This window comes from Defluviimonas sp. D31 (assembly GCF_033436765.1).
Classification (GTDB): Bacteria; Pseudomonadota; Alphaproteobacteria; order Rhodobacterales; family Rhodobacteraceae; genus Albidovulum.
This window is the reverse complement of sequence record NZ_JAWQFN010000002.1, coordinates 129805-152328: the sequence shown is the minus strand read 5'-3', so window position 1 is coordinate 152328 and position 22524 is coordinate 129805. Positions and strand designations below refer to the sequence as shown.

Genomic DNA, 22524 nt, shown 5'->3' with positions numbered 1-22524 from the left:
TTCGGGGCTTCCAGCCCCCCCCTCCCTCCCCCACAAGGGGGGACGGAAGCGCGCGGCCACCTCCGGACGCCCCGGTTCGGGCCCTGTTCTACCGCCCTTTCCAGACCGGATCGCGCTTCTCGGCAAAGGCGCGCTGGCCCTCAAGCACGTCCTCGGAGCCATAGAGCCGATCCACCGTCGACATCTGCCGCTTGGTGATCCGGTTCAGCGCATCCTGAAAGCGCATCGCCTCGGCCTCGCGCACGACCTCCTTGATGGCGGCATAGACCAGGGGCGGACCGCTTTCGAGGAGCCGGGCGAGTTCCCAGGTCTTGGCGAGAAGGTCGGCCTGGGACGTGATCTCCTTCAGAAGCCCCCAGCGCAACGCCTCCTCGGCGTCGAACCAGCGCCCGGTCAGAAGAAGGTCCATCGCGACATGGTAGGGAATGCGCTTCGGCAGCTTGATCGAGGCGGCGTCGGCCACCGTGCCGGAGCGGATTTCCGGCAGCGCGAAGGTGGCATTGTCGGAGGCGAGGATCAGGTCGCAGGAAAGCGCGAGCTCCAGCCCGCCGCCGCAGCAGATGCCGTTCACCGCCGCGATCACCGGCTTGTTGAGATGGGGCAGTTCCTGAAGGCCACCAAAGCCCCCCACCCCGTAGTCGCCGTCGACCGCATCGCCCCCGGCCGCGGCCTTGAGATCCCAGCCGGGGCAGAAGAACTTGTCGCCCTCGGCGCGCAGGATCGCGACTCGCAAACTGTCGTCGTCGCGGAAGTCGCGGAACACGAGCCCCATGATCCGGCTCGTCGCAAGGTCGATCGCATTGGCCTTGGGCCGGTCGAGCGTCACCTCGAGGATGCCGCCCTCGCGCCTGGTCCGAACCGGACCCTCGGTCCGCATCTGCATTCCAGCCATCACGTCGCCTCCCGTATCAATGCGTCCACCGCGACCGCGCCCGATTGCCGGACGAGGATCGGGTTGATCTCGATTTCCTCCAGTTCAGGACGGTCGAGCATCGCCTGCCCGAGCCGCACCGCGATCCCCGCCACCGCCGCCATGTCGGCGCGCGGCCGGCCGCGATAGCCGTCGAGGAGCGGCCAGAGCCGAAGCCGCTGCATGGAAGCGAGCACTTCGTCCTCGCCGACCGGCAGCACCAGTGTCACCGTGTCGGCAAGAAGCTCTGCCGCCACGCCGCCGAGACCGAGCGTCAGCGTCACCCCGTAGACCGGATCGCGCCGGAGCCCGAGCAGCACCTCGGCCACCGCCCCGGTCACCATCTCCTCGACGAGATAGCCGGTCGCGCCCTCGATCCCGGCTTCGCCATCGAGCGAGGCGAGCCCGAGCCGCACCGCGCCGGCCTCGGTCTTGTGGGCAAAGCCGAGCCCCTTGAGGACGAGGGGCGCCGCGAGGCCCGCCGCCTTCTCGCGCACTTCGGCCAGGGTCGCGCCGATCACCCCGCGCGGGATCGGCACGCCCACGGCATCGAGGAACCGCTTGCCCTCGGCCTCGTCGAGAAGCCTTGTGGCGCGAGGCTCGAGTGCCGGCGCGGGCCGCCAACCCGGCCGCCCCGGCCCGGTCTGCGCGGCCTTCAGCGCCCCGAGCGCGGTCTCGAGCCCCAACAGGGGTGCGACGCCGCGCGCGACCAGCGCCTCGGCCCGCGCCTCGTCGAAGTTCTCCGGCAGCGAGGAGACCGGGAACGCGGGCTTGCCGGTCGCCTTCCCCGCCGCCTCGATCGCGTCGAGTGCAGGCTGGAACGAGGCCGGATCGCAGCGGTCGGGGCGCGGTGGGTCGATGACGAAAATGCCCGCATCATAGCCCTCGAGCATCGTCGTGAAGACATCCGTGGTGCGCGGCCCGTCGCCCCAGATGAAGGTATGGTAGTCGAGCGGATTGGCGATCGCGACGATCGGCCCGAGAATCTCGCCAAGCCGCCGGCGCTGGCCCGGGCTCGGCGCCGGGAAGTCGAGCCCGTAGGGCGCGGCGAGATCCGACACCAGCCCCGCCTCGCCACCCGAACACGAGAGCGAGCAGAGCCTGGTGCCGATCTGCGGCCCATGAACGTGGAATATCTTCAGCGTCTCAACGAGTTCCGCGAGCGTGTTCACCTCCGCGACACCGGACTGGCGCAGGAAGGCGGAGGAGGCCGCACCGCCCCCGGCGAGGGCCGCTGTATGTGAGGCCGCAGCACTTTGCGCCGCCTCGGTCTTGCCGGACTTTACGCAAACCACACCCTTGCCGGCGGCCCGTGCCGCCTCGGCCAGCGCCGCGAAAGCCGGGGCATCGTCGATCCCCTCGACATACATGCCGATCGCTGTGACCCGGTCATCGGCCAGGAGCGCGCCGGCAAGTTTGGCGAGCCCGATCTGCGCGGCATTGCCGAGACAGGCGACGTAGGCGACGGGAAGACCGCGCGCCTGCATCGTGAGGTTGATGACGATGTTCGAGGACTGCGAAAGCAGCGCCACCCCCTTCTCCACCCGTTTCCCGCCGTGCTGATCAGGCCAGAGAAGCGCCCCGTCGAGGTAGTTGATGACGCCGTAGCAGTTCGGCCCAAGCACCGGCATCCCGCCCGCCGCTGCGACGAGACGGTCCTGCAATCCCTTCTCGCCGGCCTCGGTCCAGCCAGAGGCAAAACAGATCGCCCCGCCCGCCCCCATCCGCGCGAGTTCGCCCACGACCTCGACCGTCGCGTGGCGGTTGACACCGATGAAACTCGCATCCGGCGCGTCGGGCAGAGCAGCGAGAGAAGTGTATGCCGGTAGCCCGCCAATCTCGGCCTTAGTCGGATGGACCGGCCAGACCGGCCCCGCGAAGCCCATCTTGCGGCACTGGGCGATGACGTTCTCGGCCCAGACCGACCCCATCACGGCGATCGAACGAGGACGCAGCAGGCGGGAGAGGTCGCGGCTCATGCCCAGCCTCCGCGCCCGTGGAAAGCACCGGGGCGCTGCCCCGGACCCCGGGATACTTGTGAAAAGAAGAATGAAGAAACGCTCCGCCCCGAACGGGACGGAGCGCCTTCTCCTTTTACGGTCATCGGCGTCCCCGCCTGCACCGTGACATCACTCTGCCCACGAATAGTTAACATTTCGTTGCTTCTTCTTTTTTGCAAGTATCCTCGGGGGTCCGGGGGGCAGACAGCCCCCCGGGGTAGCGGGCTCAGGCGCCAAGGGGGCGGAGAAGTTCGCGGCTGATGATGTGACGCTGGATCTCGCTCGTTCCCTCCCAGATCCGCTCGACGCGGGCGTCACGCCAGATCCGTTCGAGGGGAAGCTCATCCATCAGCCCCATGCCGCCATGGATCTGGATCGCTTCATCGGCGATGAAGGCCAGGGTCTCGGTCGCCTTGAGCTTGGCCATAGACATGTCGGTTTCCGTCACGATGCCTTGGTCGAACTTCCAGGCGGCCTCGCGAGTGAGCAGTTCCGCGGCTTTAAGTTCCGTCGCCATGTCCGCAAGCTTGAAAGAGATTCCCTGGAACTTACCGATCTTCTGGCCGAACTGCTCGCGCTCGGCGGCATAGGAGACCGCATGTCCGAGCGCCCGTTCGGCGCGGCCGAGGCAGGTCGCAGCGACCTGAAGCCGGGTGGCGCCGAGCCATGTGTTGGCCACCTCGAAGCCCTTGTGGACCTCGCCGAGGATCGCGGATTTCGGCAGGCGGCAGTCGTCGAACTCCAGAACCGCATTCGTGTAACCGCGATGCGAGACATTGCGGTAGCCCTCGCGCACGGAGAAGCCCTTGGTGCCCTTGTCCACGAAGAAGGCTGTGATCTTCTTCTTAACGCCTCGCGGCGTCTGCTCTTCGCCCGTGGCCATGAAGGTGATGGCGAAATCCGCTATGTCGGCGTGGGAGATGAAGTGCTTCGTCCCGTTCAGGATGAAGTCGTCCCCGTCCTCCCGTGCCGAGGCCTTCATGCCACGCAGGTCGGAGCCCGCGCCGGGTTCGGTCATCGCGAGGCAGTCCCATTTTTCGCCACGGATACAGGGATGGAGGTACCGCTCCTTCTGTTCGTCCGTCCCGGCCAGAAGAATGTTCGAGGGACGCGCGACGCAGGTCCAGTGGAGCGCGTAATTGGCCTTGCCGAGCTCTTTCTCGTAAAGGAGCCAGGTCTGGGTATCGAGACCGGCACCCCCGACCTCCTCGGGCATGTTGGCCGCATAAAGACCGGCCTCTATCGCTTTGGCCTGGATCTCTTTTATCAGCTCCATCTGCAGGTGGCCGCTGCGCTCGACTTCGGCCTCGTGCGGGTAAAGCTCGTTTTCGACAAACGCCCGCGTCGTCTCGACGATCATGCGCTGTTCTTCGGTCAGTCCGAAATCCATCTATCACACCTTCGGGTCGGGGTTGATCGTAAAGCCGTCCACGGTCAGAACCTGGCCGGAGACCATGCGGGCGGCGTCGGAGGCGAGAAAGACCGCCATGTTGGCGATATCCTCGGGGTCGGAGAGTCTTCCAAGGGCAGTTCCGGCCGCATAGCCGTCCCGGACCGCCTCGTAGGTCATGCCCTTCGCCTCGGCCTCGGCATGGAACACCCGGTCGATGCGCGGGCCGGTGACGGAACCGGGCGCGATGGCGTTGGCGCGGATGCCATGGGGGCCAAGCTCCATCGCGACGGTCTTCATCAGACCGATCACCGCCCATTTCGCCGCCGCATATGGCGCGCGGTAGGGAAAGCCGTAGAGCCCGGCGGTGGAGGAGGTGAAGAGGATCACGCCCTTGCCCTGGGCCTTCATCAGGGGTGCCACATATTTCGCGGCCAGCATCGCGCCGTCGAGATTGACGGCGATGCAGTCGCGCCATTCGCCCAGAGGCATCTCCTCGACCGAGGCCGTCGGCCCCTTGATCCCGGCATTGGCGCAAAGGACATCAACGCCGCCCCATACTTCCCTCACTTCCTTGAAGAAAGCAGCCATCTCGGCCTCGTCCGATGCATTCACGCGGGAGGCGCGGATGCCGGCTGGCACCGCCTTGAGCGCGGTCTCGTCGACATCCGTCACCCAAACCTCGGCACCGGTCTCTGCGAAGGTCCGGGCCATGGCGAGGCCGATCCCAGCTGCCCCGGCGGTGATGAGGACCCGCTGGCTCACTTGCGCTGTCCGACGAAACGGCCGGCCGCTTCCGGGCGCGGCAGGGGGCGGTGAGCCTCGGCGATGGGCAGGAGCTTCGCGAGCACTTCGGGTGCGGCCGGGCAGGTCCTGCCGGCCTTCATGTCGACATGGAGCAGCATCTGTTCGAGGCTCGCCACCACCTCGTCGCCGCGCAGGATTCGGATGAAGACATGGAGGCGCTTTTCGTCGGCATGCAGCACCTGGAGCGTGCCGGTCAGGCGGTCGCCAAGCTTCGCTTCGCCGAGATGCATGATGTGGGTCTCGGCGGTATAGTAGCTGTGCCCGTTCGCGACATAGTCCATATCGGCGCCTATCAGCCTCAGGAACGCATCGGAAGTCTCTGATGACGCAAACAAATACCGGCTTTCGGTCATGTGGCCGTTATAGTCGATCCAGCCCGGCAGGACCTGCATCTGCGCCATCACCAGCGGGGCGCCCTCGCCGGTCTTTCCCGCCTCGTGGAAGGCGGCGCGGCGGCGCTTGTCGTGGTCGAGGAGCACCTTGCCCGCGCCCCAGTTCCGGTCCTTAAGCGCGCGCAGGAAGCCGATGAGGTTCTGGTCGCGGATGCGTTCGAGCTCGCGGATCGTGTATTTTCCCGACTGCTCGTCGGACTGGCCGGCGATCAGGTCGACCAATTCTTCCGTGAATTCGGGGACATCGGTAAGCTTGGTCCAGGGCCACTGCAGGCAGGGGCCGAACTGGGCCATGAAGTGTTTCATGCCGGCCTCGCCGCCCGCCACCCGGTAGGTCTCGAACAGCCCCATCTGGCCCCAGCGCAGGCCGAAGCCCATGCGGATCGCCTCGTCAATCTCCTCGGTCGTGGCGATGCCGTCCTTCACCAGCCAGAGCGCCTCGCGCCAGACAGCCTCGAGGAAACGGTCGGCGATATGGGCGTCGATCTCCTTGCGGACATGGAGCGGGAACATGCCCACTTCACGAAGTATTTCCTTGGCGCTTTCAATGACTTTCGCATCCGACTTCGCGCTCGGGACGATCTCTGCAAGGGGCAGGAGATAGACAGGGTTGAAGGGGTGCGAGACGAAGATCGTCGAGGGATCCGCGGCGCCCTCCTGCAGTTCCGACGGCTTGAAACCGCTGGTCGAGGAGCCGATCGGGACGCCCTTCGCAACCGCCTGGATCTCGGCGAAGACGCGGTGCTTGAGTTCGAGCCGTTCCGAGACGGATTCCTGAATGTAATCAGCGCCGTCCACCGCCTCGGCGACGGTCGCGGCGAAACTCAGGCGACCCTCTTGCGGCATCGGCACGTCCGATAGCGCCGGCAACGCGGCGCGGGCGTTGGCCAGCACCTCGCCGATCTTGCGCTCGGCTTGCGGGTCAGGATCAAACACACGAACGTTCCAGCCGTTCAGAAGGAACCGCGCGGCCCAGCCGCCGCCGATCACGCCACCACCGATGATTGCGGCCGTCTTCATGACTGCCTCTCCTTTTCCGTCTGTTCAAGATCTCAGAGCGGTTATTGCGCCACGTCGATCAGTTTGCTTGTGTCATATCCGTTCCGGCGCAACGCCGCTTCGGCTCGCGATCTTTGCTCGGCACTGATCATCGGCTGCCGCGCCAATATCCAGCCCGTCTTGCCGCGCGGGGTTCCGATCGCCACCAGCGAGTAGTCGGCGTCGAGGTAGAGCACCCAGTAGTCGCCGCGCGCGAAGGGAAGCCACGGAACGAAGGTCACCGACAGCTTGCCCGGCCCCTCGATGCGGGCCACGCCTTTCGCGGTCTTGACCGGCCCGTCGAGCGCCCCCTTGCGGCAGGTATTCAGTACGCTCACCTGCCCATCTTTTCGAAGCGTATAATCGGCGGTTACCCCGACGCAGCCCTTCTCGAACGAGTTCGGGAAGCGGGCGATCTCGTACCAGCGGCCAGCATATCTTTCGATATCCAGTTCGGACACCGTCTCTATCGGGACCGACCGGTCCCGATAGGCCTCGGCGGATGCGGCGGACGCCAAACCGAGGACGAATGCCACCGCAAGCCTGATCACTTGGCTACCGGCGCCCGCTTGGTGAGCCCGAGCTTCGCGCGCACCTCCTCCGGTCCGATCACCCGCGCGCCCATGTTCGTCACCACCGTCGCGGCGCGCTCGACGAGCTGGGCGTTGGTCGCCAGGACACCCTTGTCGAGCCAGAGGTTGTCCTCGAGCCCGACCCGGACGTTGCCGCCCGCGAGCACCGCGGCCGCGGCATAGGCCATCTGGTTGCGCCCCAGCGCGAAGGCCGAGAAGGTCCAGTCCGAGGGCACGTTGTTGACCATCGCCATGAAGGTATTTAGGTCGTCCGGCGCGCCCCAGGGCACGCCCATGCAGAGCTGCACCAGCGCCGGACCGTCGAGCACGCCCTCCTTCACCAGTTCCTTGGCGAACCAGAGGTGACCGGTGTCGAAGGCCTCGATCTCAGGCTTGACGCCGAGTTCGGTCATCATCCGGCCCATCGCGCGGAGCATGCCCGGCGTGTTGGTCATGACGTAGTCGGCTTCGGCGAAGTTCATCGTGCCGCAGTCGAGCGTGCAGATCTCCGGCAGGCAGTCGGCGACATGGGCGACGCGCTCGGTGGCGCCGACCATGTCGGTCGCCCCTGCATTGACCGGGAACGGGCTCTCGACGCCGCCGAAGACGATGTCGCCGCCCATGCCGGCGGTGAGGTTGAGGACCACGTCGACCTCGGCGTCGCGGATCCGCTCGGTCACCTCGCGGTAGAGCTTCAGGTCGCGCGAGGGCTTGCCGGTCTCGGGGTCGCGGACATGGCAATGGACGATCGCGGCGCCGGCCTTGGCGGCGTCGATCGCGGACTTCGCGATCTGCTCGGGGCTGCGCGGGACGTGCGGGCTGCGGTCCTGGGTGCCGCCCGATCCGGTCACGGCACAGGTGATGAAGACTTCGCGGTTCATGGCAAGTGGCATCGGAATCCTCCCTGGTTGCTGCGACTATAGCCATGCCATCGGCGACCAATTTACCAATAGCGAATTCTTGTTCGCACATTGCGAAATGAACCCGTGCCAGATGGGCGGCTGATCGCGGCAGCCGGCCCCCCGCACCGTTGTTCACGTTCGCTCCACAATGGCGAGACTGGATGCTTATTTCCATCGCCTCGGCCATAAAGCACGGGCCCGAACCGGAAATTCGGATCGCGGCCCCAAACTTGGGCTACATTGGCAAGGCTCGGCCCCTCTCCCGGCCGGACGGCCCGGGCGGGTTCTTTTATCCTTTGGACGCGGCACGAAAGATTGAGCCATATGCGGACACATACCGTCGCTTCGCCCTGCACTGACGAAACAGAAGACGCTGGACGCTGGCGCCACGCGGCACCCGTGATAGACACGCGCAATCCGCTCGCGGCAGCCGGGACATGAAGGCTGTGCCCGTCCAGCCGAACCTCCGGACCGGCTTCGCGGCAATGATCTGCGCGGGAGTGGTGCTCTGGGCAGCGCTCACGCTGCCCTCGCAACTGGCCGGACTCGCGCTCGAGCCGCTCGACCGCTGGGCGCTCTCGGTGCTGGCGCTTGCGCTCGCCACACTCGGCTATGCGATGCGCTGCGGCGCGGCGCGGTTCGGCGTGCTCGCCTTCGTCTTTCTGACCGGCGGCGGTGCGCAACTCTACATGACCGAGGCGCTCTGGTTCCCGACGCTGCACCTGAGGCCGCAGAACGGCCGCGAGTGGCTGATGGTCGCGGTGATCGCGCTCGAGGCGGCGGTCGCGATCCGGATGCTGGGACAGTGCGATCCGAAGCGGCTGTTTGGTGAGGCCAGGCGGCGGCTCGGAGGTGTACGGATCGGGATTTATTTCGCGGCAAGCTTCGGGCTCGGTGTGCCGCTCCTGATCTATGTCTGGAGGGGAGCCTACGGTGCGTACCTCGCCCATGTCGCGGCGATGGCTGCGCTGATGGTGCTGCATCTTGCGGTGCTGGTTGCGATGAGCCAGGTCCGCAGCCCGATCCGTGGCGTCCACCGCGTATCGCCGATCGTGCCCGCGACCTTCGCCGTTGTCGCGAGCCTACTGCTGGCGCAATTCGCCTTCGAGAACATCCCCCATGACGAGGACGAGGCCGCCTTCATCTTCCAGGCGCGCACCTTCGCCGGCGGCGCGGTGACGGTTCCGGCGCCGCCCGAGGCGGCGCAAGCGGGGCTCGAAACCTATCTGTTCGAGGTCCGCGACGGGCGCTGGTATGCCGCCGCCATGCCCGGCTGGCCGGCGGCGCTGGCGATCGGATTCGTGAGCGGGCTGCCGTGGCTCGTCAATCCACTCCTCGCCGGGGTCTCGGTGCTCCTTGCCTATGACATCGCCCGGCGCAAGGTCGGGCAGGACCAGGCCGACCTGGTGGCAGCGATGATGGCCTCCTCGCCCTGGCTGCTGGCGGCGGCGGGAACGCTGATGCCGCATACGCTGACGCTGGCGCTGATGCTCTTCGCCTGGTGGATGGCGCTGCGCGGCGGGTCGGACCGGGCCGAGCTCCGGAGGCTCGCGCTTGCGGGCATTGCGATCGGCTGGATCGTCGCGGCGCGGCCGCTTGACGGGCTGGTGATCGGCGCCGTGACCGGGCTCTGGATCCTCGCCGGGCCGGGCGGGTCGATGCGGCGCGCGACAGCTTTCGGGGCGGGCTGCCTCGTCGTCGTGGGGCTGCTCCTCGCCTACAATGCCGCGATCACCGGATCGGCGATGACGACCCCTCTCAGCGCCTATCTCGACCAGCATTGGGCACCGGGAGCGGACGCCTACGGCTTCGGCGCCGATATCGGGGCACCGGGCGGCCGGGAGGTGATCGACCTCTGGCCCGGCCATTCGCCGACCGAGGCGGCGATCAACGTGCTCACCATGGCGGCGAGCCTGCAGTTCGACATGCTCGGCTGGTCGGTCGGATCGCTGTCGCTGGTCTTCGCCTTCCTGCTTTGGCAGCGGCCGCTGCGCCTTTTCGACGTGGCGATGATCACGGTCGTCGGCGCGGTCGTCGCGGCACTGGCCCTCTACTGGTTCGCCGACAGCTATTATCTCGGCCCGCGCTACTGGTTCCTCGCGTCCTTTCCGCTGCTCTACCTCTCGGCGCGCGGCTACGACGCGCTCAGAAACCGCTTTCGGGGCAAGGACGAGGAAAGCGCTATCCGCATCGACACGATCCTCGGACTGTGCTGCGTCTTCGGGCTAACGGTGTTCACGTCCTGGCGCGGGGTCGAGAAGTATCATGGCTATGGCGGTTTCGATCCGCAGATGCGCGACCTCGCGGCCGCGGGTCTCTTCGACGACAAGGTCGTGATCTTCGACGGGGTCACGCAGGCGGGATCGGCGCTGTTTCTCAACGATCCCTGGCTCGGCGGGTCGGCGCCGGTTTTCCTGCGCGATACCGGCGATCTGGACACCGAGGCGCTCGCGGCGGCGTTTCCGGGACGCAAGGTCGTGCGGTTCGTGGCCGAGTGACCGCGTCCGCGCGGGTCAGCCGAGGAGCGCGAGCGAGGGGAAGGTCTCCAGCAGCCAGTAGGAGAACTGGCTGAATCCGCCGGTCAGCATCAGCAGGCCGATGGTCCAGAGGAGAAGTCCCATGATCCGCTCGATCCGGTCCATGTTGCGCTTGAGGAAGGCCATGGTGCCCCGGAGGCGGGGAAAGAAAGCGGCAACGAGCAGGAACGGGATGCCGAGCCCGATCGCATAGACCGCAAGGAGCCCGGTGCCGCGCAGCATCGAGCCGTCCTGCGCGGCGAGCGCCAGGATCATGCCGAGCTGCGGGCCGATGCAGGGGGTCCAGCCGAAGGCGAAGGCGAGGCCGAGCACATAGGCGCCGAAGGCCGAGCCGCCGCGGTCGCCGCCCGAGAACCGCGCCTCGCGGTCGAGAAAGGGGATCCGGAAGATGCCAAGGAAATGCGCGCCGAAGACCATCACCACGGCACCCGCGAGCATCGCGAATCCGTCCTGGTTCTGCAGGAAGAACTGGCCGAAGGCCGAGGCGGTGAAGCCGAGAAACAGGAACACCGTCGAAAGCCCGAGCACGAAGAACGCCGCGGGGACCAGCGTCGGCCGCCGCCGCGCCTCGTCCTGGCTCATCTCGCTCACGGTGATGCCGCCGATATAGGCGAGATAAGGCGGCACGATCGGCAGCACGCAGGGGCTCAGGAACGAGAGAACCCCCGCGAAGAGCGCGATCAGCGCGGCGAGCACGAAGCCCGCGTCCATGATGCCGGTTTCCAACATGGCCCAGCCTTAGCGCAAGCTTCGGGCGCCGTCACGGGGCCATTGCGTCACGGGCTCTCACAAGGTCGTGGCGCGGCTGATCGCCGTCAGAGGCCGGGGCGGAGCGCCGTGCGAGGATGGAAGGGTCCATGACCGGAGTGATGGGCGCAAAGGGAGGTGGTTAAGATGACAAGACTGGCACTGACCTGTGCCGCCGCGCTCTTCGGGACGGCGGCTTTGGCGCAGGATTCCGCGCAATTCACCTACGAGATGTTCGAGACCGCGGTGGGACATGTAAACCTCGCCGAATGTCCGGCGGCGCTTGCCGGAGAGGGCCGCTTCTGCCGGGTGACCATGCATAACGACGCCTTTCACGTCTTCGCCTTCTCCGAGACCGGCGAGCAGCCGATGGTCGGGCTGAAGACCTGGTTTGAGGACGAGCTGGAGGTCGTCTTCAAATAGGCGATCGCGCGGCCGGATGCTGGCGCGCGGCCGAGGGGCTGCGGGCGGATGATCCCGGTGAAAATGAAGAAGCCGGGTCTGTCGACCCGGCTTCCGCGTTCGTTCCGTCAGCGGCCGAGCGACCACCAGCCGCGGCGCTTGGGCTTGTCGTCGTCCGCCTCATCGGCGCTCGCCTCGGCCATCTGCGGGTCGGGCTGGATCGGCGCCGCGGGCGCGGCGGCCGCGGGGCTCAGCGCCGGAACCGGCTGGGCCGGGGCCACCGGCTCGGCATGCGGTTGGGACGCGGCGACCGGCGCCTCGTCGGCCGGTGCGGCCGGAGCCGTCTCCGCGTCAGGCGCGGTCACGGCGGCTTCCACAGACGCCTGGGCGGCTTCGGTGGCCTTGCGTGCGGCCGCGGGCTTGCGGCTGCGCGGCGCGCGGGGCTTGGCCGGCGCGGGCTCGGCACCCTCGCCTTCGGCCGGTTTTGCCTTGGCACGGGAGCGGCGCGCCTTGGGCTTCTCGGCCGGTTCCTCGGTCACGGCTGTGCTCGCGGGCGCCTCAGGCTCGGGCGCTTCGACAACCTCCGCCGGAGTGGCATCGGGCGCCGCAACGGCCTCCTCGGTCGCTTTCGCCTTGCCGCGGCCACGGCCACGGCGGGACTTGGGTTTCTTGGCCGGCTCCTCGGCGCCCGCCTCGACCTCCGAAACCTCGCCGGTCTCGTCCTGAACGCGCTCGGCCGAGGTCTCCTCGGTGTCGGATTCGGCTTCTGCGCCGGTCTCGGCTGCGGCCTCGCCGTTGCCGCCGCCCTTGCGCCGCCGCCGCCGCCGGCGCTTCTTCTTGCGCGAGGGCTCGCCCTCGCCCGCGGCGCCCGCCGAAGGTTCGGCCGCGGCCTCGGAGGCGTCCTCCGCCTCGTCGGCCTCCTCGGCCTCCTCGACGATCTCCTCGTCCTCCTCGAGATCGGCCATCCGCAGCGCATCGACCGACACGACCTGCGTGGTCGGTTCGGGCACGAAGCGGGTCGCGGTCTTGAACTTCTCGATCGAGAAATCGGGGCTCACCATCGCCGGATCGGCCTCGATCCGGATCGCCATGCCGTAGCGCGCCTCGATCTGGGCCAGATGCTCGCGCTTCTGGTTGATGAGGAAGTTCACCACCGCGACCGGGGCCTTCAGGAGCACTTCCTTCGACCGCTTGCGCGTCCCCTCCTCCTCGAGCTGGCGCAGGATCTGCAGCGCGAGGCTGTCGTCGGAGCGGATGATGCCGGTGCCGTGGCAATGGTGGCAGGGCGCGGTCGTGGCCTCGAGCATGCCGGGACGCAGACGCTGGCGGCTCATCTCCAGAAGCCCGAAGCCGGAGATGCGGCCGACCTGGATGCGGGCGCGGTCGGTCTTGAGCTTTTCCTTCAGGCGCTTCTCGACGGCGGCGTTGTTGCGCCGCTCTTCCATGTCGATGAAGTCGATGACGATGAGACCGGCGAGATCGCGCAGGCGCAGTTGCCGCGCGACTTCCTCCGCCGCCTCGAGGTTGGTCTTGAGCGCGGTCTCCTCGATCGAGCCTTCCTTGGTCGCGCGGCCGGAGTTGACGTCGATCGCGACGAGCGCCTCGGTCACTCCGATGACGATGTAGCCGCCGGACTTGAGCTGCACGGTCGGGTTGAACATCGCCGCGAGGTAGCTTTCGACCTGGTAGCGGGCGAAGAGCGGCAGGCCCTCGTGGTAGTGCTTCACGTTCTTGGCGTGGGACGGCATGATCATCTTCATGAAGTCCTTGGCCGCGCGGTAGCCCGCATCGCCCTCGACGAGAACCTCGTCGATGTCCTTGTTGTATAGGTCGCGGATCGTGCGCTTGATCAGGTCGCCTTCCTCGTAGATCGGCGCGGGCGCGATCGACTTCAGCGTGAGATCACGGATCTGCTCCCAAAGCCGCATCAGGTATTCGTAGTCGCGCTTGATCTCGGCCTTGGTGCGCTGGCTGCCGGCGGTGCGGATGATGAGGCCGGCGCCTTCCGGCACCTCGATCTCGCCCGCGATCTCCTTCAGCTTCTTGCGGTCGGCGGCGTTGGTGATCTTGCGGGAGATGCCGCCGCCGCGGGCGGTGTTCGGCATCAGCACGCAGTAGCGGCCGGCGAGCGAGAGATAGGTGGTGAGCGCGGCGCCCTTGTTTCCGCGCTCCTCCTTGACGACCTGGACCAGCATGATCTGCCGGACCTTGATCACTTCCTGGATCTTGTAGCGGCGTGGCCGGGGCTTGCGCGGCTGGCGGATCTCCTCGATCACGTCCTCGTCGGCGACCGACTCGATGTCGTCGTCGGTCTCGGAGGCGTGGTCGGCGGCCACATAGGGCTCCTCGCGCGGGGCTTCGGCGGAGGGTTCCTCCACCGGCTCCTCGACGGCGGACTCGTCCGGCGCGTCCGCGGCATCGACGTCACGGCCGGCATCGCGAGAAGCCTCACCGGCCTCCGCCTCGGTCCGGTTCTCGTCCTCTTCCCCGTCGCTGAGATCGACAAGCGTCATTCCGGGGATCTCGTCGCTGGTCGCGACGGCGTCGTCCTGGCGGCTTCTTTCGGCGCGGGGCTTGCCGCGGCGACGCGAGCGGCCGTTCTCCTCGGCCTCGAGCGCCTCTGCATAGGCGCGCTCCTCCTCGAGGAGCGCCTGACGGTCGGCGACCGGGATCTGGTAATAGTCGGGATGGATCTCCGAGAACGCCAGGAAGCCGTGGCGGTTGCCGCCGTAATCGACGAATGCCGCCTGCAGCGAGGGTTCGACCCGCGTGACCTTCGCTAGATAGATGTTGCCGGCGAGCTGGCGCTTGTTGACGGTCTCGAAGTCGAATTCCTCGACCTTGTTTCCGTCAACCACCACGACGCGGGTCTCTTCCGCGTGGGTGGCATCGATGAGCATTTTCTTGGCCATGAAATCTTTCCGAACGCGGTTGGTGGCCGCCCCCCCGAGGGGCCGGCGCGGAAGCCGCGTTCAATTGCTTGGGCGAGTGACGGCGTAAGAACAGCTGCGGGGGCGGCCGACGGCCTGCCCGGATTCTGCTGCTCTGTCCTCACGCGTTTCATCGCGGTTCTGTCCTGAACGCCGCGCGGGCGTCCCTAGCTGGCCCCTCGCCGGTTGCGGCGCCGGGGTATTGAATCGGCCTTTCGGCCAATGACACCCGCCGGATTGCCCTTCGGAGTCGATGCCCCGTCCGCAATCAGGCAGAGAATTCCACAAGTCGGCTGGCGCGAATGCGTTCAATGCCGACTGGCGGCCACAATAGCGGGGATGGCCGCGCCATGACAATGGCGAAAATGGTCCACGGGCCTCTCGCGGCGGGAGGCGTCGCGGCGGCCTATGCCGGCAAGGCGTATTCGCCTTACGCGCAACGGACCTGCCCGGACCATGTCTACCGGGGCGACACCCGTCTCCACACCGCGCCTTCGCCCGACGCCGGGCTCATGGTCAACCGGCTGGGGCTCGACGAGGCCTACCGGTTCGCGCGCGGCGAGGAGGTGACAAGCTCCACCGGGCAGCCCGCGAAGATCGGCCGGCCGCTCGACTGGCTGGTGGTCGCTGACCATTCCGACATGATGGGCTTTGCCACCCATCTGATCGCCCGGGCGCCCGCTAGCGTCGCGACCGAACAGGGCAGGAACTGGTAAGACGCGCCGAGCCAGGGGGGCGATACCGCGGCGACCGCCGCCGGTGACGGCGCGCCGACCTTCATGGTCTACGCCCTGCGCGATCCGATCGGCGCGAACCTCGACCGCATCCAGATCGTCAAGGGCTGGCTGAACGCCGACGGCTCGACGGCCGGTAAGGTCTACGATGTGGCCTGGTCCGCGGGGCGCGAGCCCGACGCCAGCGGCGCCCTGCCAGCGGTCGGCAACACCGTCGACATCTCCAACGCGAACTGGACCAGTACCATTGGCGCATCGGAACATGGCACGGTCTGGACTGACCCGGACTTCGATCCCGCCCGGCCCGCGTTCTACTACGCCCGCGTCATCGGGATCCCGAACCCGCGCTGGATCGTCTACGACGCGATCCGGTTCGGCGTGCCGATCCCCGGCGGGGCGCAGACGGTCCACCAGGAACGCGCCTAAACGTCAACGATCTGATACGGTCCCGAAGGCTGACCGAGCCGCCGTGGCGGGGCTCAGAGATAGTCGGCGCGCTGGAGCGAGTATTTCGCCATCTTCTCGTTGAGGGTCCGGCGCGGCAGGCAGAGTTCCTCCATCACCGCGGTGATCGAGCCCTTGTGGCGCCGCATCGTGTTGTCGATCAGCATCTTCTCGAAGCTCTCGACGTAGTCCTTCAGGGGCTTGCCCTCGGTGGTGATGGCCGGCCCCGCCTCCTCGTTCTCGGCCATGAGGAGCGAGGCGATCGAGCCCGAGCCGCGGCGGTTCTGCAGGACCGCGCGCTCGGCCACGTTGATGAGCTGGCGGACATTGCCCGGCCAGGGCGCCTGGAGAAGCTGCGCGGCCTCCTGCGCGGTGACCTGCGGCGCGTCGCAACCGTATTCCTCGGAGAACTGCTCGGCGAGGCGGGTGAAGAGGGTCAGGATGTCCTCGCCGCGCGAGCGAAGGGGCGGCAGCATGATCTTCAGGGCCGCGAGCCGGTAGTAGAGGTCGGGGCGGAGCGCATCCTCGACCGTGCGGCCCTGCTCGTGGTCGTTGCAGATCGCGATGATTCGGGTCTCGGCCGGGGTGCCCTGGTCGTTGATGAAAGTCAGGAGCCGCGCCTGCAGCGCCTGGCTCAGGGCCTCTACATCCTCGAGCACCAGCGTACCGCCGCGCGCCTCCTCGACGAGCGGGATCTGGCCGCCCTCCTCGATCGGGCCGAAGAGTCGGGTGGCGAGCAGTTCCTCGGAGAAGGCCGCACAGGAGAGCACGACGAATTTCTTGCCGGCGCGGGGGCCGACGGCGTGGAGCGCATGCGCCACGAGCGTCTTGCCGGTGCCGGTCTCGCCGTCGATCAGCACATGGCCGTCGGCCTGGCCGAGGTCGAGAATGTCCTCGCGGAGCCGCTCCATCGCCGGCGAGTTTCCGATCAGCTTCTTCATGATCGTCGAACCGTCCGAGAGTTCCTTGCGGAGCGCGCGGTTGTCGAGCGTCATCCGCCGGGTCTGGCTGGCGCGCTTGGCAAGCTCGGTCATGCGGTCGGGGTTGAAGGGCTTCTCGAGAAAGTCGTAGGCGCCGACCCGCATCGCCTCGACCGCCATCGGCACGTCGCCGTGGCCGGTGATCATGATCACCGGCAGGCCGGAATCGATACTCATCAGCCGCTTGAGGAAGGCCATGCCGTCCATGCCCGGCATCTTGATGTCGGAGACCACGACGCCCGGATAGTCCGGGCCGATCGCCTTCAGCGCATCCTCGGCGCTGGCGAAGGTCTCGGTATCGAAGCCCGACAGCGCCAGCCACTGGCTGATCGACTGCCGCATGTCCTGTTCGTCATCGACGATCGCAACTTTCATAGCACGCGCCATCGCTCACCTCACTCAGCCGCTTGCGTCTTCTCCGACAATATGGGGAGCTTCACTTCGAATACAGCCCCCCCGCCCGGCGCATTTCGCGCCGTAAGACGTCCTCCGAGGTCCTTGACGATCCCCGAGGAAATGGCAAGGCCGAGCCCGACGCCCTCGCCGGGCTTCTTGGTGGTGTAGAACGGCTCGAAAAGGTTATCGAGATCGGCGATGCCGTGGCCGTTGTCGCGCACCGCGAGCGTCGCGGTCTCGCCCGAGGTGAGCAGGATCTCGACCTGGGGTTCGGGAACCTCCTTGGTGGCGTCGAGGGCGTTGCGAAGCAGGTTGATGATCACCTGTTCGAGCCGCACCCGGTCGGCCATGACCATCACCGCCGAGCGCGGCAGGACCCGGCTGATCCGGACCGCGCGGTTGCGCAGGGTCGGCTCCATCATCGACAGCGCCGAGGAAACGCAGGAGCGAACGTCTATTGGCTCGAACGCCTCGCCGCCCTTCCTCGCGTAGCTCTTCAACTGGCGGGTGATCGCGCCCATCCGCTCGATCAGGTCGTCGATGCGCTGGAACGAGGACAGAGCCTCCTCGGCGCGCTTGCGCTGGAGGAGAAGGCGGGCGCCAGCGAGGTAGGTCTTCATCGCCGCGAGGGGCTGATTGAGCTCGTGGCTGACGGCGGCCGACATCTCGCCCAGTGCGGCGAGTTTCGAGGATTGGGCGAGCGTCTGTTCAGCCACGGCGAGGTCTTTCTGGACCTTCTCGCGCTCGGCGACTTCCCGCTGCAGGCGAGCGTTGAGCAGGCGCAGTTCCGCCGATTCCCGCCGCGCGACCACCGACTGCAGCCGCGCCCGGCGCGACAGGAAGTAGAAGATCAGCGCCAGCAGCACCGCGAAGCCCATGATCTCGAGCGCCAGAACGGCGTTCACCTGCTCGCGGATCGAATCATAGGTGGTGAAGCTGATGAGCTTCCAGCCGCGGAACGGGATCCGCGCCTCGTTGCGCATCACCGCCTCGCCGCGGACATAGGCGTCGGGCGCGTTGTTCGTCCAGTCGGCGGTGAGCTGGAAGGCGCGTTCGAGCGCCGAGGGCGCGGAGCGCACGGCGAGCGCCTGGCCGATCGTGAGTCCGCGCCAGCGCGGCTCGGTCGAGAGGATCACCCGGTTCTCGCTGTCGACCACCGCGACGGCGTCGGTGATGCCGGACCAGACCCGCTCGAACTTGGCAAGCTCGGCGCCGACCACGATCACGCCGACGACGCGGTTGTCGGAGAGGACGGCCCGCGAATAGGTGAACTCGAACCCGCCCGAGGCGCGTTCCGAAAGCGTGAAGACGGTGTCCTTCGACCTTTGCGCATCGACGAAATAGGGCGCACTTGCATGGCTTGCGCCGAGCCGGGTGCGGTCGGTGGCGGCCACGGTGCGGCCCGAGAGGTCGAGCAGCACGATCGAGGCGGCGCCGATCTCGGTCTGGGCGGTGATGAGCCGCTGCGAGGTCACCGAGAAGTCGCCGGAGTTGAGCGAGGAGATCAGCGCCGGGTCGCGGGCGAGAAGGAGCGGCACCACCGAGGTGCGCTGCAGCTCGCTCAGGACGTGGCCCGTGTAGAGCGCGAGGCGCACCTCGGCACGGTTGCGGGTGGTCTCGCTGAAGCGGTCGGTGAGGAAGGCGTTGGTGTTCCAGATCACCGAGACCGCCGTGACGATGAAGGCGATGACGACGAGGCGCAGGAACCAGGGGTTGCGGATCATCCCGCCCGGCACGGGTTCGGCAGGCACCGGCAGGCCGGCCGAGGCGCCGCCGGTATCGGCGGCGCGCCCCTGCTCGTCTTTCGGTGTCGCCTCGTCGGACATGGCGCCAGTCTAGGCCTCGCTGGAGGGCGCCTCAAGCGGCCGCGCTTAGGCGAGCGCCATCGTGGCGGCGAGAGAGCGGAAAAGCACCGACCCGTCGGTGCCGCCATGCTCGGGCTCGGCCATCCGCTCGGGATGCGGCATCATGCCGAGGACGCGGCGGTTGGCGGAAAGGACGCCGGCGATGTCGGCGGTGGCGCCGTTCGGGTTGTCGGCATAGGTGAAGGCGATGCGGTCCTCGTCCTTGAGACGCTTCAGCCCCTCGTCGTCGATCGTGTAGTTGCCGTCGTGATGGGCGATCGGGATCCGCACGAGGCTGCCCTTGTGCCAGCCGGAGGTGAAGGCGCTGTCGGCGGTCTCGACCCTGAGATCGAGCGCCTTGCAGACGTACTTGAGCCCGGCATTGCGAAGAAGCGCGCCCGGCAGGAGGCCGGTCTCGGTGAGGATCTGGAAGCCGTTGCAGATGCCGATGACATAGCCGCCCTTGCCGGCAAAGTCCTTCACCGCGGCGGCGACCGGCGATTGCGCGGCGATGGCGCCGCAGCGCAGGTAGTCGCCGAAGGAGAAGCCGCCGGGAATGCCGACGATGTCGATGCCCTTCGGCAGCTCGGCGTCCTTGTGCCAGACCCGGACGACCTCGGCGCCGATGCGCTCGAAGGCGACGGCGAGGTCGCGGTCGCAGTTCGATCCGGGGAAGGTGATGACGGCGGCTTTCATGGTCGGTCCTCGGGCTGGTCGGGTTGGCTGCGCTGTAACCCAATCTTCGCGCCGGTTCCAGCGGCGGATTGGGGCGCTGCCCCAAACCCCGGGGTATTTCGGCAATGAAGAAGCTTCAGCGGGTGAAATCGGTGATGACCGCCACGCCGGGCGGTGCCGGATGGTCGAAGGCGGCAAGCTCGGCCGAGGCGGCGGAGAGCGCAACGCGGCGGGCGATGAGGGGCGTGAGGTCGACCCGGCCTGCGTCGATCAGCGAAAGGAGGCTCGGATAGCGCCAGGCGGGCATCCCGCGGGTGCCGAAAAGCGCGAGCTGGCCGGAATAGAGCACGTCCATCGGCAGGGTCATCTGGCTGTGCGGGCCGGCGGGCATGCCGATCTGCACCATGCGGCCGAGTTTTCGCAGCGACCGCATCGCGCCGATCGTGGTGGCCTCGATCCCGAGCGCCTCGATGGCGACATCCGCGCCGCCGCCGGTGATCTCGCGGATCGCTTCCGGCGCGTCCTCGGTCGCGGCGTTGACGGTGGCGTCGGCGCCCTGCGCCGCGGCATGGGCGAGTTTCTCCGCGACCACGTCGACCATGATCACCCGCGCGCCGATGGCCTTCGCGAGGAGGAGCGCCGAGAGGCCGATTCCGCCCGAGCCGAAGACCGCGAGCCATTCGCCCGGCTGAAGGGCCGCGCGGCCCGTGAGCCCGTGCCAGGCGGTGGTGACGCGGCAGCCGAGTGCCGCGGCGAGCGCGGGCTCCATCGTCTCGGGAAGCCGCGTGAGGTTGTGGTCTGCGCGCGGCACCGCGATGCGTTCGGCGAAGGCGCCGGGATGGGTGAAGCCGGGGATGACCTGCGTCGGGCAGGTCGTCTGGTTGCCGCTCGCGCAGGCGGGGCACTGGCCGCAGGCGAGGATGAAGGGGGCGATGACGCGGTCGCCGCGCTTCCAGCGGGTGACGCTGGGGCCCGCTTCCTCGACCACGCCGCAGTATTCGTGACCGGGGACGTGCGGAAGGGTGACATCGGGGTCCGCCCCGGTCCAGCTGTGCCAGTCCGAGCGGCAGATGCCACAGGCGAGGACCGAGAGGACCACCCCGTCCGCGGGGCAGTCCGGCTCGGCGATTTCGGCAAGGTCGAGGGGCGCGCGGTACCCGGTCAGGACCGCGGCGCGCATCAGGCGATCTCGACGGTGTATTTCTCGATCACGGTGTTGGCGAGGAGCTTCTCGCACATCCGCGCGACCTCGGCCTCCGCCGCGGCGCGGTCGGTCGCTGCGAGGTCGAGTTCGATCACCTTGCCCTGGCGCACGGCCTCGACGCCGGAAAAGCCGAGCGTGCCGAGCGCATGGCGCACCGCCTCGCCCTGCGGGTCGAGAACGCCATCCTTGAGCATGACATGGACACGGGCTTTCATCGCGGGGCCTTTCAGTTGATCAGCGTCGGTTTGGTGAGATGCGTGGTCTGGGTCGGCAGCACGCCCAGGCGGCGCGCGACCTCGCTGTAGGCGTCCGTCAGGCTGCCGAGGTCGCGGCGGAACACGTCCTTGTCGAGCTTCTGGCCGGTCTTGATGTCCCAGAGCCGGCAGCTGTCAGGCGAGATCTCGTCGGCGACGATGAGGCGCATGAAGTCGCCGTCCCAGATCCGGCCGATCTCGATCTTGAAGTCGATGAGCTTGATGCCGACGCCGTAGAAGACGCCCGAGAGGAAGTCGTTCACCCTAAGCGCGATCGAGACGATGTCGTCGAGATCCTGCTGGTTGGCCCAGTTGAAGGCGAGGATGTATTCCTCGCTCACCATCGGGTCGCCGAGCGCGTCGTTCTTGTAGCTGTACTCGACGATCGGGCGCGGAAGCGCGGTGCCCTCCTCCATGCCGAGGCGCTTGGAGAGCGAGCCGGCGGCGAAGTTGCGCACGATCACTTCGAGCGGGATGATCTCGACCTGGCGGATCAGCTGCTCGCGCATGTTGATGCGGCGGATGAAGTGGTTGGGGATGCCGATATTGGTCAGCCCGCTCATGAAGTACTCGCTGAGGCGGTTGTTCAGGACCCCCTTGCCGTCGATCACGTCCTTCTTCTGCGCATTGAAGGCGGTGGCGTCGTCCTTGAAATACTGAATGAAGGTCCCGGGTTCCGGGCCTTCGTAAAGGATCTTCGCCTTGCCTTCGTAAATCTTCTTGCGACGTGCCATGTAAGCTCCGTTCGACGGGCCGGGCGCCTCCGGCCTTTCCTTGCGCCGCTATAGGCCAGAAGGTCCGGTGCCGCAAGCCAAAGCCGGAAGGTGGGCGGTGCCGGGCCGGCCGCCCATGCCGGTGACGTCGGTGCAGCGGCTCGTTGCGCGGAACAGGCCCGGGAAGAGGCGCCGCGCATTGCGCATGGCCTGTACCTCTTTCCGCAGGCGCACAGGGCCGCCTCGGCAGGCGTTGACGATGCCAGGCGGCGGCAGGTCGAGGCCGGTCGCCGCGGCGGCGTCGAGGTCTGAGTTCGGGTCGTTGGGGGGCCAGGCATCGGTCTGGACGTGCACGCCCGCCCCGGCGGCTGAGGCACAGGGCCGCACCGCCCCCCCCTCATGGGAACCTCTCGGCTGACGACCGAGAATCCCGATTGTGAGTCAGAGACCGCCGCTCAGGACTGCACGGCGATCAGATCGGGGCAAAACGCCGGCCACAGGCGCGATTGCAACGCAAACGGCTTCGGTCATCCGCCGAGCCCCTGTCGTGCGGTCGAATGCTGCAGAAGCCTGATCAAGCCGCCAGCGAAAGATACTGAAACCGGCAGGCTCATTCCTGTCTACGTGACGGCCGGCCAATGCCCCTGCCGCGG

19 protein-coding genes and 1 pseudogene are annotated in these 22524 nt (G+C 67.5%); 4 read left to right on the top strand and 16 right to left on the bottom strand.

The annotated features are described in order from the left end of the window. Window positions 1-88 precede the first annotated feature (88 nt). From R5H32_RS04450 to R5H32_RS04420, 7 genes are all read right to left on the bottom strand, one after another. The gene (locus tag R5H32_RS04450) at window positions 89-892 is read right to left on the bottom strand and encodes a carnitinyl-CoA dehydratase (RefSeq protein ID WP_318337482.1); all 804 of its coding nucleotides are present in this window, start codon (window positions 890-892) and stop codon (window positions 89-91) included. Then, complete coding sequence (locus tag R5H32_RS04445; protein ID WP_318337481.1) at window positions 892-2889, bottom strand: acetate--CoA ligase family protein; 1998 nt, start codon at window positions 2887-2889, stop codon at window positions 892-894. The genes R5H32_RS04450 and R5H32_RS04445 overlap by 1 nt, the downstream gene beginning before the upstream one ends. Window positions 2890-3136: 247 nt before the next feature. Beyond that, a complete protein-coding gene (locus R5H32_RS04440) occupies window positions 3137-4300 on the bottom strand; it encodes an acyl-CoA dehydrogenase family protein (RefSeq protein ID WP_318337480.1) in 1164 nt (387 codons plus the stop codon). A gap of 3 nt (window positions 4301-4303) precedes the next feature. Then, window positions 4304-5065, bottom strand: a complete 762-nt coding sequence (locus tag R5H32_RS04435; RefSeq protein ID WP_318337479.1) for an SDR family oxidoreductase — start codon at window positions 5063-5065, stop codon at window positions 4304-4306. Continuing rightward, window positions 5062-6519 (bottom strand): carnitine 3-dehydrogenase, encoded by a 1458-nt coding sequence (locus R5H32_RS04430; protein ID WP_318337478.1) that lies wholly within the window; start codon window positions 6517-6519, stop codon window positions 5062-5064. The genes R5H32_RS04435 and R5H32_RS04430 overlap by 4 nt, the downstream gene beginning before the upstream one ends. A 41-nt stretch (window positions 6520-6560) precedes the next feature. Next, complete coding sequence (locus tag R5H32_RS04425; protein ID WP_318337477.1) at window positions 6561-7073, bottom strand: lipocalin family protein; 513 nt, start codon at window positions 7071-7073, stop codon at window positions 6561-6563. Window positions 7074-7084: 11 nt separating this feature from the next. Continuing rightward, window positions 7085-8002, bottom strand: coding sequence for a 3-keto-5-aminohexanoate cleavage protein (locus R5H32_RS04420; RefSeq protein ID WP_318337476.1), 918 nt, complete (start codon window positions 8000-8002; stop codon window positions 7085-7087). Window positions 8003-8448: 446 nt separating this feature from the next. Between R5H32_RS04420 and R5H32_RS04415 the strand changes: the two genes are divergently transcribed. Beyond that, the gene (locus R5H32_RS04415) at window positions 8449-10509 is read left to right on the top strand and encodes a glycosyltransferase family 39 protein (RefSeq protein ID WP_318337475.1); all 2061 of its coding nucleotides are present in this window, start codon (window positions 8449-8451) and stop codon (window positions 10507-10509) included. A 15-nt stretch (window positions 10510-10524) separates the two neighbouring features. Here R5H32_RS04415 and R5H32_RS04410 read toward each other — a convergent pair whose 3' ends face one another. Further along, window positions 10525-11277: a cytochrome c biogenesis CcdA family protein gene (locus tag R5H32_RS04410; protein ID WP_318337474.1), complete on the bottom strand. Its 753-nt coding sequence runs from the start codon at window positions 11275-11277 to the stop codon at window positions 10525-10527. 165 nt (window positions 11278-11442) lie between these two features. On the opposite strand from R5H32_RS04410, the gene R5H32_RS04405 reads away from it, so the two are divergent. Continuing rightward, window positions 11443-11718 (top strand): hypothetical protein, encoded by a 276-nt coding sequence (locus R5H32_RS04405; RefSeq protein WP_318337473.1) that lies wholly within the window; start codon window positions 11443-11445, stop codon window positions 11716-11718. Between the two features lie 107 nt (window positions 11719-11825). Here R5H32_RS04405 and R5H32_RS04400 read toward each other — a convergent pair whose 3' ends face one another. Beyond that, window positions 11826-14609 carry an Rne/Rng family ribonuclease gene (locus R5H32_RS04400; RefSeq protein WP_318337472.1) on the bottom strand — a complete coding sequence of 928 codons (2784 nt, stop codon included), beginning with the start codon at window positions 14607-14609 and terminating at the stop codon, window positions 11826-11828. 368 nt (window positions 14610-14977) lie between these two features. Here R5H32_RS04400 and R5H32_RS04395 point away from each other — a divergent pair, with 368 nt between their 5' ends. Both R5H32_RS04395 and R5H32_RS04390 read left to right on the top strand, forming a co-directional pair. Next, on the top strand, window positions 14978-15343 hold the full coding sequence (locus R5H32_RS04395) for a DUF3604 domain-containing protein (RefSeq protein ID WP_318337471.1): 366 nt from the start codon (window positions 14978-14980) through the stop codon (window positions 15341-15343). Between the two features lie 27 nt (window positions 15344-15370). Next, a pseudogene (locus tag R5H32_RS04390) lies at window positions 15371-15787 on the top strand (DUF3604 domain-containing protein); the annotation flags it as partial. 53 nt (window positions 15788-15840) lie between these two features. Here R5H32_RS04390 and R5H32_RS04385 read toward each other — a convergent pair. The 7 genes from R5H32_RS04385 to R5H32_RS04355 all read right to left on the bottom strand — a co-directional run bounded on the left by R5H32_RS04385 (window position 15841) and on the right by R5H32_RS04355 (window position 22258). After that, window positions 15841-17172 carry a sigma-54 dependent transcriptional regulator gene (locus R5H32_RS04385; RefSeq protein WP_318337470.1) on the bottom strand — a complete coding sequence of 444 codons (1332 nt, stop codon included), beginning with the start codon at window positions 17170-17172 and terminating at the stop codon, window positions 15841-15843. A gap of 8 nt (window positions 17173-17180) precedes the next feature. Next, window positions 17181-18905 carry a sensor histidine kinase gene (locus R5H32_RS04380; RefSeq protein WP_318337853.1) on the bottom strand — a complete coding sequence of 575 codons (1725 nt, stop codon included), beginning with the start codon at window positions 18903-18905 and terminating at the stop codon, window positions 17181-17183. Between the two features lie 147 nt (window positions 18906-19052). Then, the gene (gene purQ, locus R5H32_RS04375; protein WP_263340507.1) at window positions 19053-19721 is read right to left on the bottom strand and encodes a phosphoribosylformylglycinamidine synthase subunit PurQ; all 669 of its coding nucleotides are present in this window, start codon (window positions 19719-19721) and stop codon (window positions 19053-19055) included. Window positions 19722-19836: 115 nt separating this feature from the next. After that, window positions 19837-20880 (bottom strand): zinc-dependent alcohol dehydrogenase family protein, encoded by a 1044-nt coding sequence (locus tag R5H32_RS04370; RefSeq protein ID WP_318337469.1) that lies wholly within the window; start codon window positions 20878-20880, stop codon window positions 19837-19839. Continuing rightward, a complete protein-coding gene (gene purS / locus R5H32_RS04365; protein ID WP_318337468.1) occupies window positions 20880-21119 on the bottom strand; it encodes a phosphoribosylformylglycinamidine synthase subunit PurS in 240 nt (79 codons plus the stop codon). Before purS ends, R5H32_RS04370 begins: the two co-directional genes overlap by 1 nt. Before the next feature lie 11 nt (window positions 21120-21130). After that, a complete protein-coding gene (gene purC / locus R5H32_RS04360; protein ID WP_318337467.1) occupies window positions 21131-21892 on the bottom strand; it encodes a phosphoribosylaminoimidazolesuccinocarboxamide synthase in 762 nt (253 codons plus the stop codon). A 48-nt stretch (window positions 21893-21940) separates the two neighbouring features. Continuing rightward, window positions 21941-22258, bottom strand: coding sequence for a hypothetical protein (locus R5H32_RS04355; protein WP_318337466.1), 318 nt, complete (start codon window positions 22256-22258; stop codon window positions 21941-21943). Window positions 22259-22524: the final 266 nt, after the last annotated feature.

Bases quoted from the DNA above. Each gene is read 5' to 3' on its own strand.
- R5H32_RS04450 (WP_318337482.1), bottom strand. From the start codon at position 892: ATGGCTGGAATGCAGATGCGGACCGAGGGTCCGGTTCGGACCAGGCGC.
- R5H32_RS04445 (WP_318337481.1), bottom strand. From the start codon at position 2,889: ATGAGCCGCGACCTCTCCCGCCTGCTGCGTCCTCGTTCGATCGCCGTG.
- R5H32_RS04440 (WP_318337480.1), bottom strand. From the start codon at position 4,300: ATGGATTTCGGACTGACCGAAGAACAGCGCATGATCGTCGAGACGACG.
- R5H32_RS04430 (WP_318337478.1), bottom strand. From the start codon at position 6,519: ATGAAGACGGCCGCAATCATCGGTGGTGGCGTGATCGGCGGCGGCTGG.
- R5H32_RS04420 (WP_318337476.1), bottom strand. From the start codon at position 8,002: ATGCCACTTGCCATGAACCGCGAAGTCTTCATCACCTGTGCCGTGACC.
- R5H32_RS04415 (WP_318337475.1), top strand. From the start codon at position 8,449: ATGAAGGCTGTGCCCGTCCAGCCGAACCTCCGGACCGGCTTCGCGGCA.
- R5H32_RS04410 (WP_318337474.1), bottom strand. From the start codon at position 11,277: ATGTTGGAAACCGGCATCATGGACGCGGGCTTCGTGCTCGCCGCGCTG.
- R5H32_RS04405 (WP_318337473.1), top strand. From the start codon at position 11,443: ATGACAAGACTGGCACTGACCTGTGCCGCCGCGCTCTTCGGGACGGCG.
- R5H32_RS04400 (WP_318337472.1), bottom strand. From the start codon at position 14,609: ATGGCCAAGAAAATGCTCATCGATGCCACCCACGCGGAAGAGACCCGC.
- R5H32_RS04395 (WP_318337471.1), top strand. From the start codon at position 14,978: ATGACAATGGCGAAAATGGTCCACGGGCCTCTCGCGGCGGGAGGCGTC.
- R5H32_RS04385 (WP_318337470.1), bottom strand. From the start codon at position 17,172: ATGGCGCGTGCTATGAAAGTTGCGATCGTCGATGACGAACAGGACATG.
- R5H32_RS04380 (WP_318337853.1), bottom strand. From the start codon at position 18,905: ATGATCCGCAACCCCTGGTTCCTGCGCCTCGTCGTCATCGCCTTCATC.
- purQ (WP_263340507.1), bottom strand. From the start codon at position 19,721: ATGAAAGCCGCCGTCATCACCTTCCCCGGATCGAACTGCGACCGCGAC.
- R5H32_RS04370 (WP_318337469.1), bottom strand. From the start codon at position 20,880: ATGCGCGCCGCGGTCCTGACCGGGTACCGCGCGCCCCTCGACCTTGCC.
- purS (WP_318337468.1), bottom strand. From the start codon at position 21,119: ATGAAAGCCCGTGTCCATGTCATGCTCAAGGATGGCGTTCTCGACCCG.
- purC (WP_318337467.1), bottom strand. From the start codon at position 21,892: ATGGCACGTCGCAAGAAGATTTACGAAGGCAAGGCGAAGATCCTTTAC.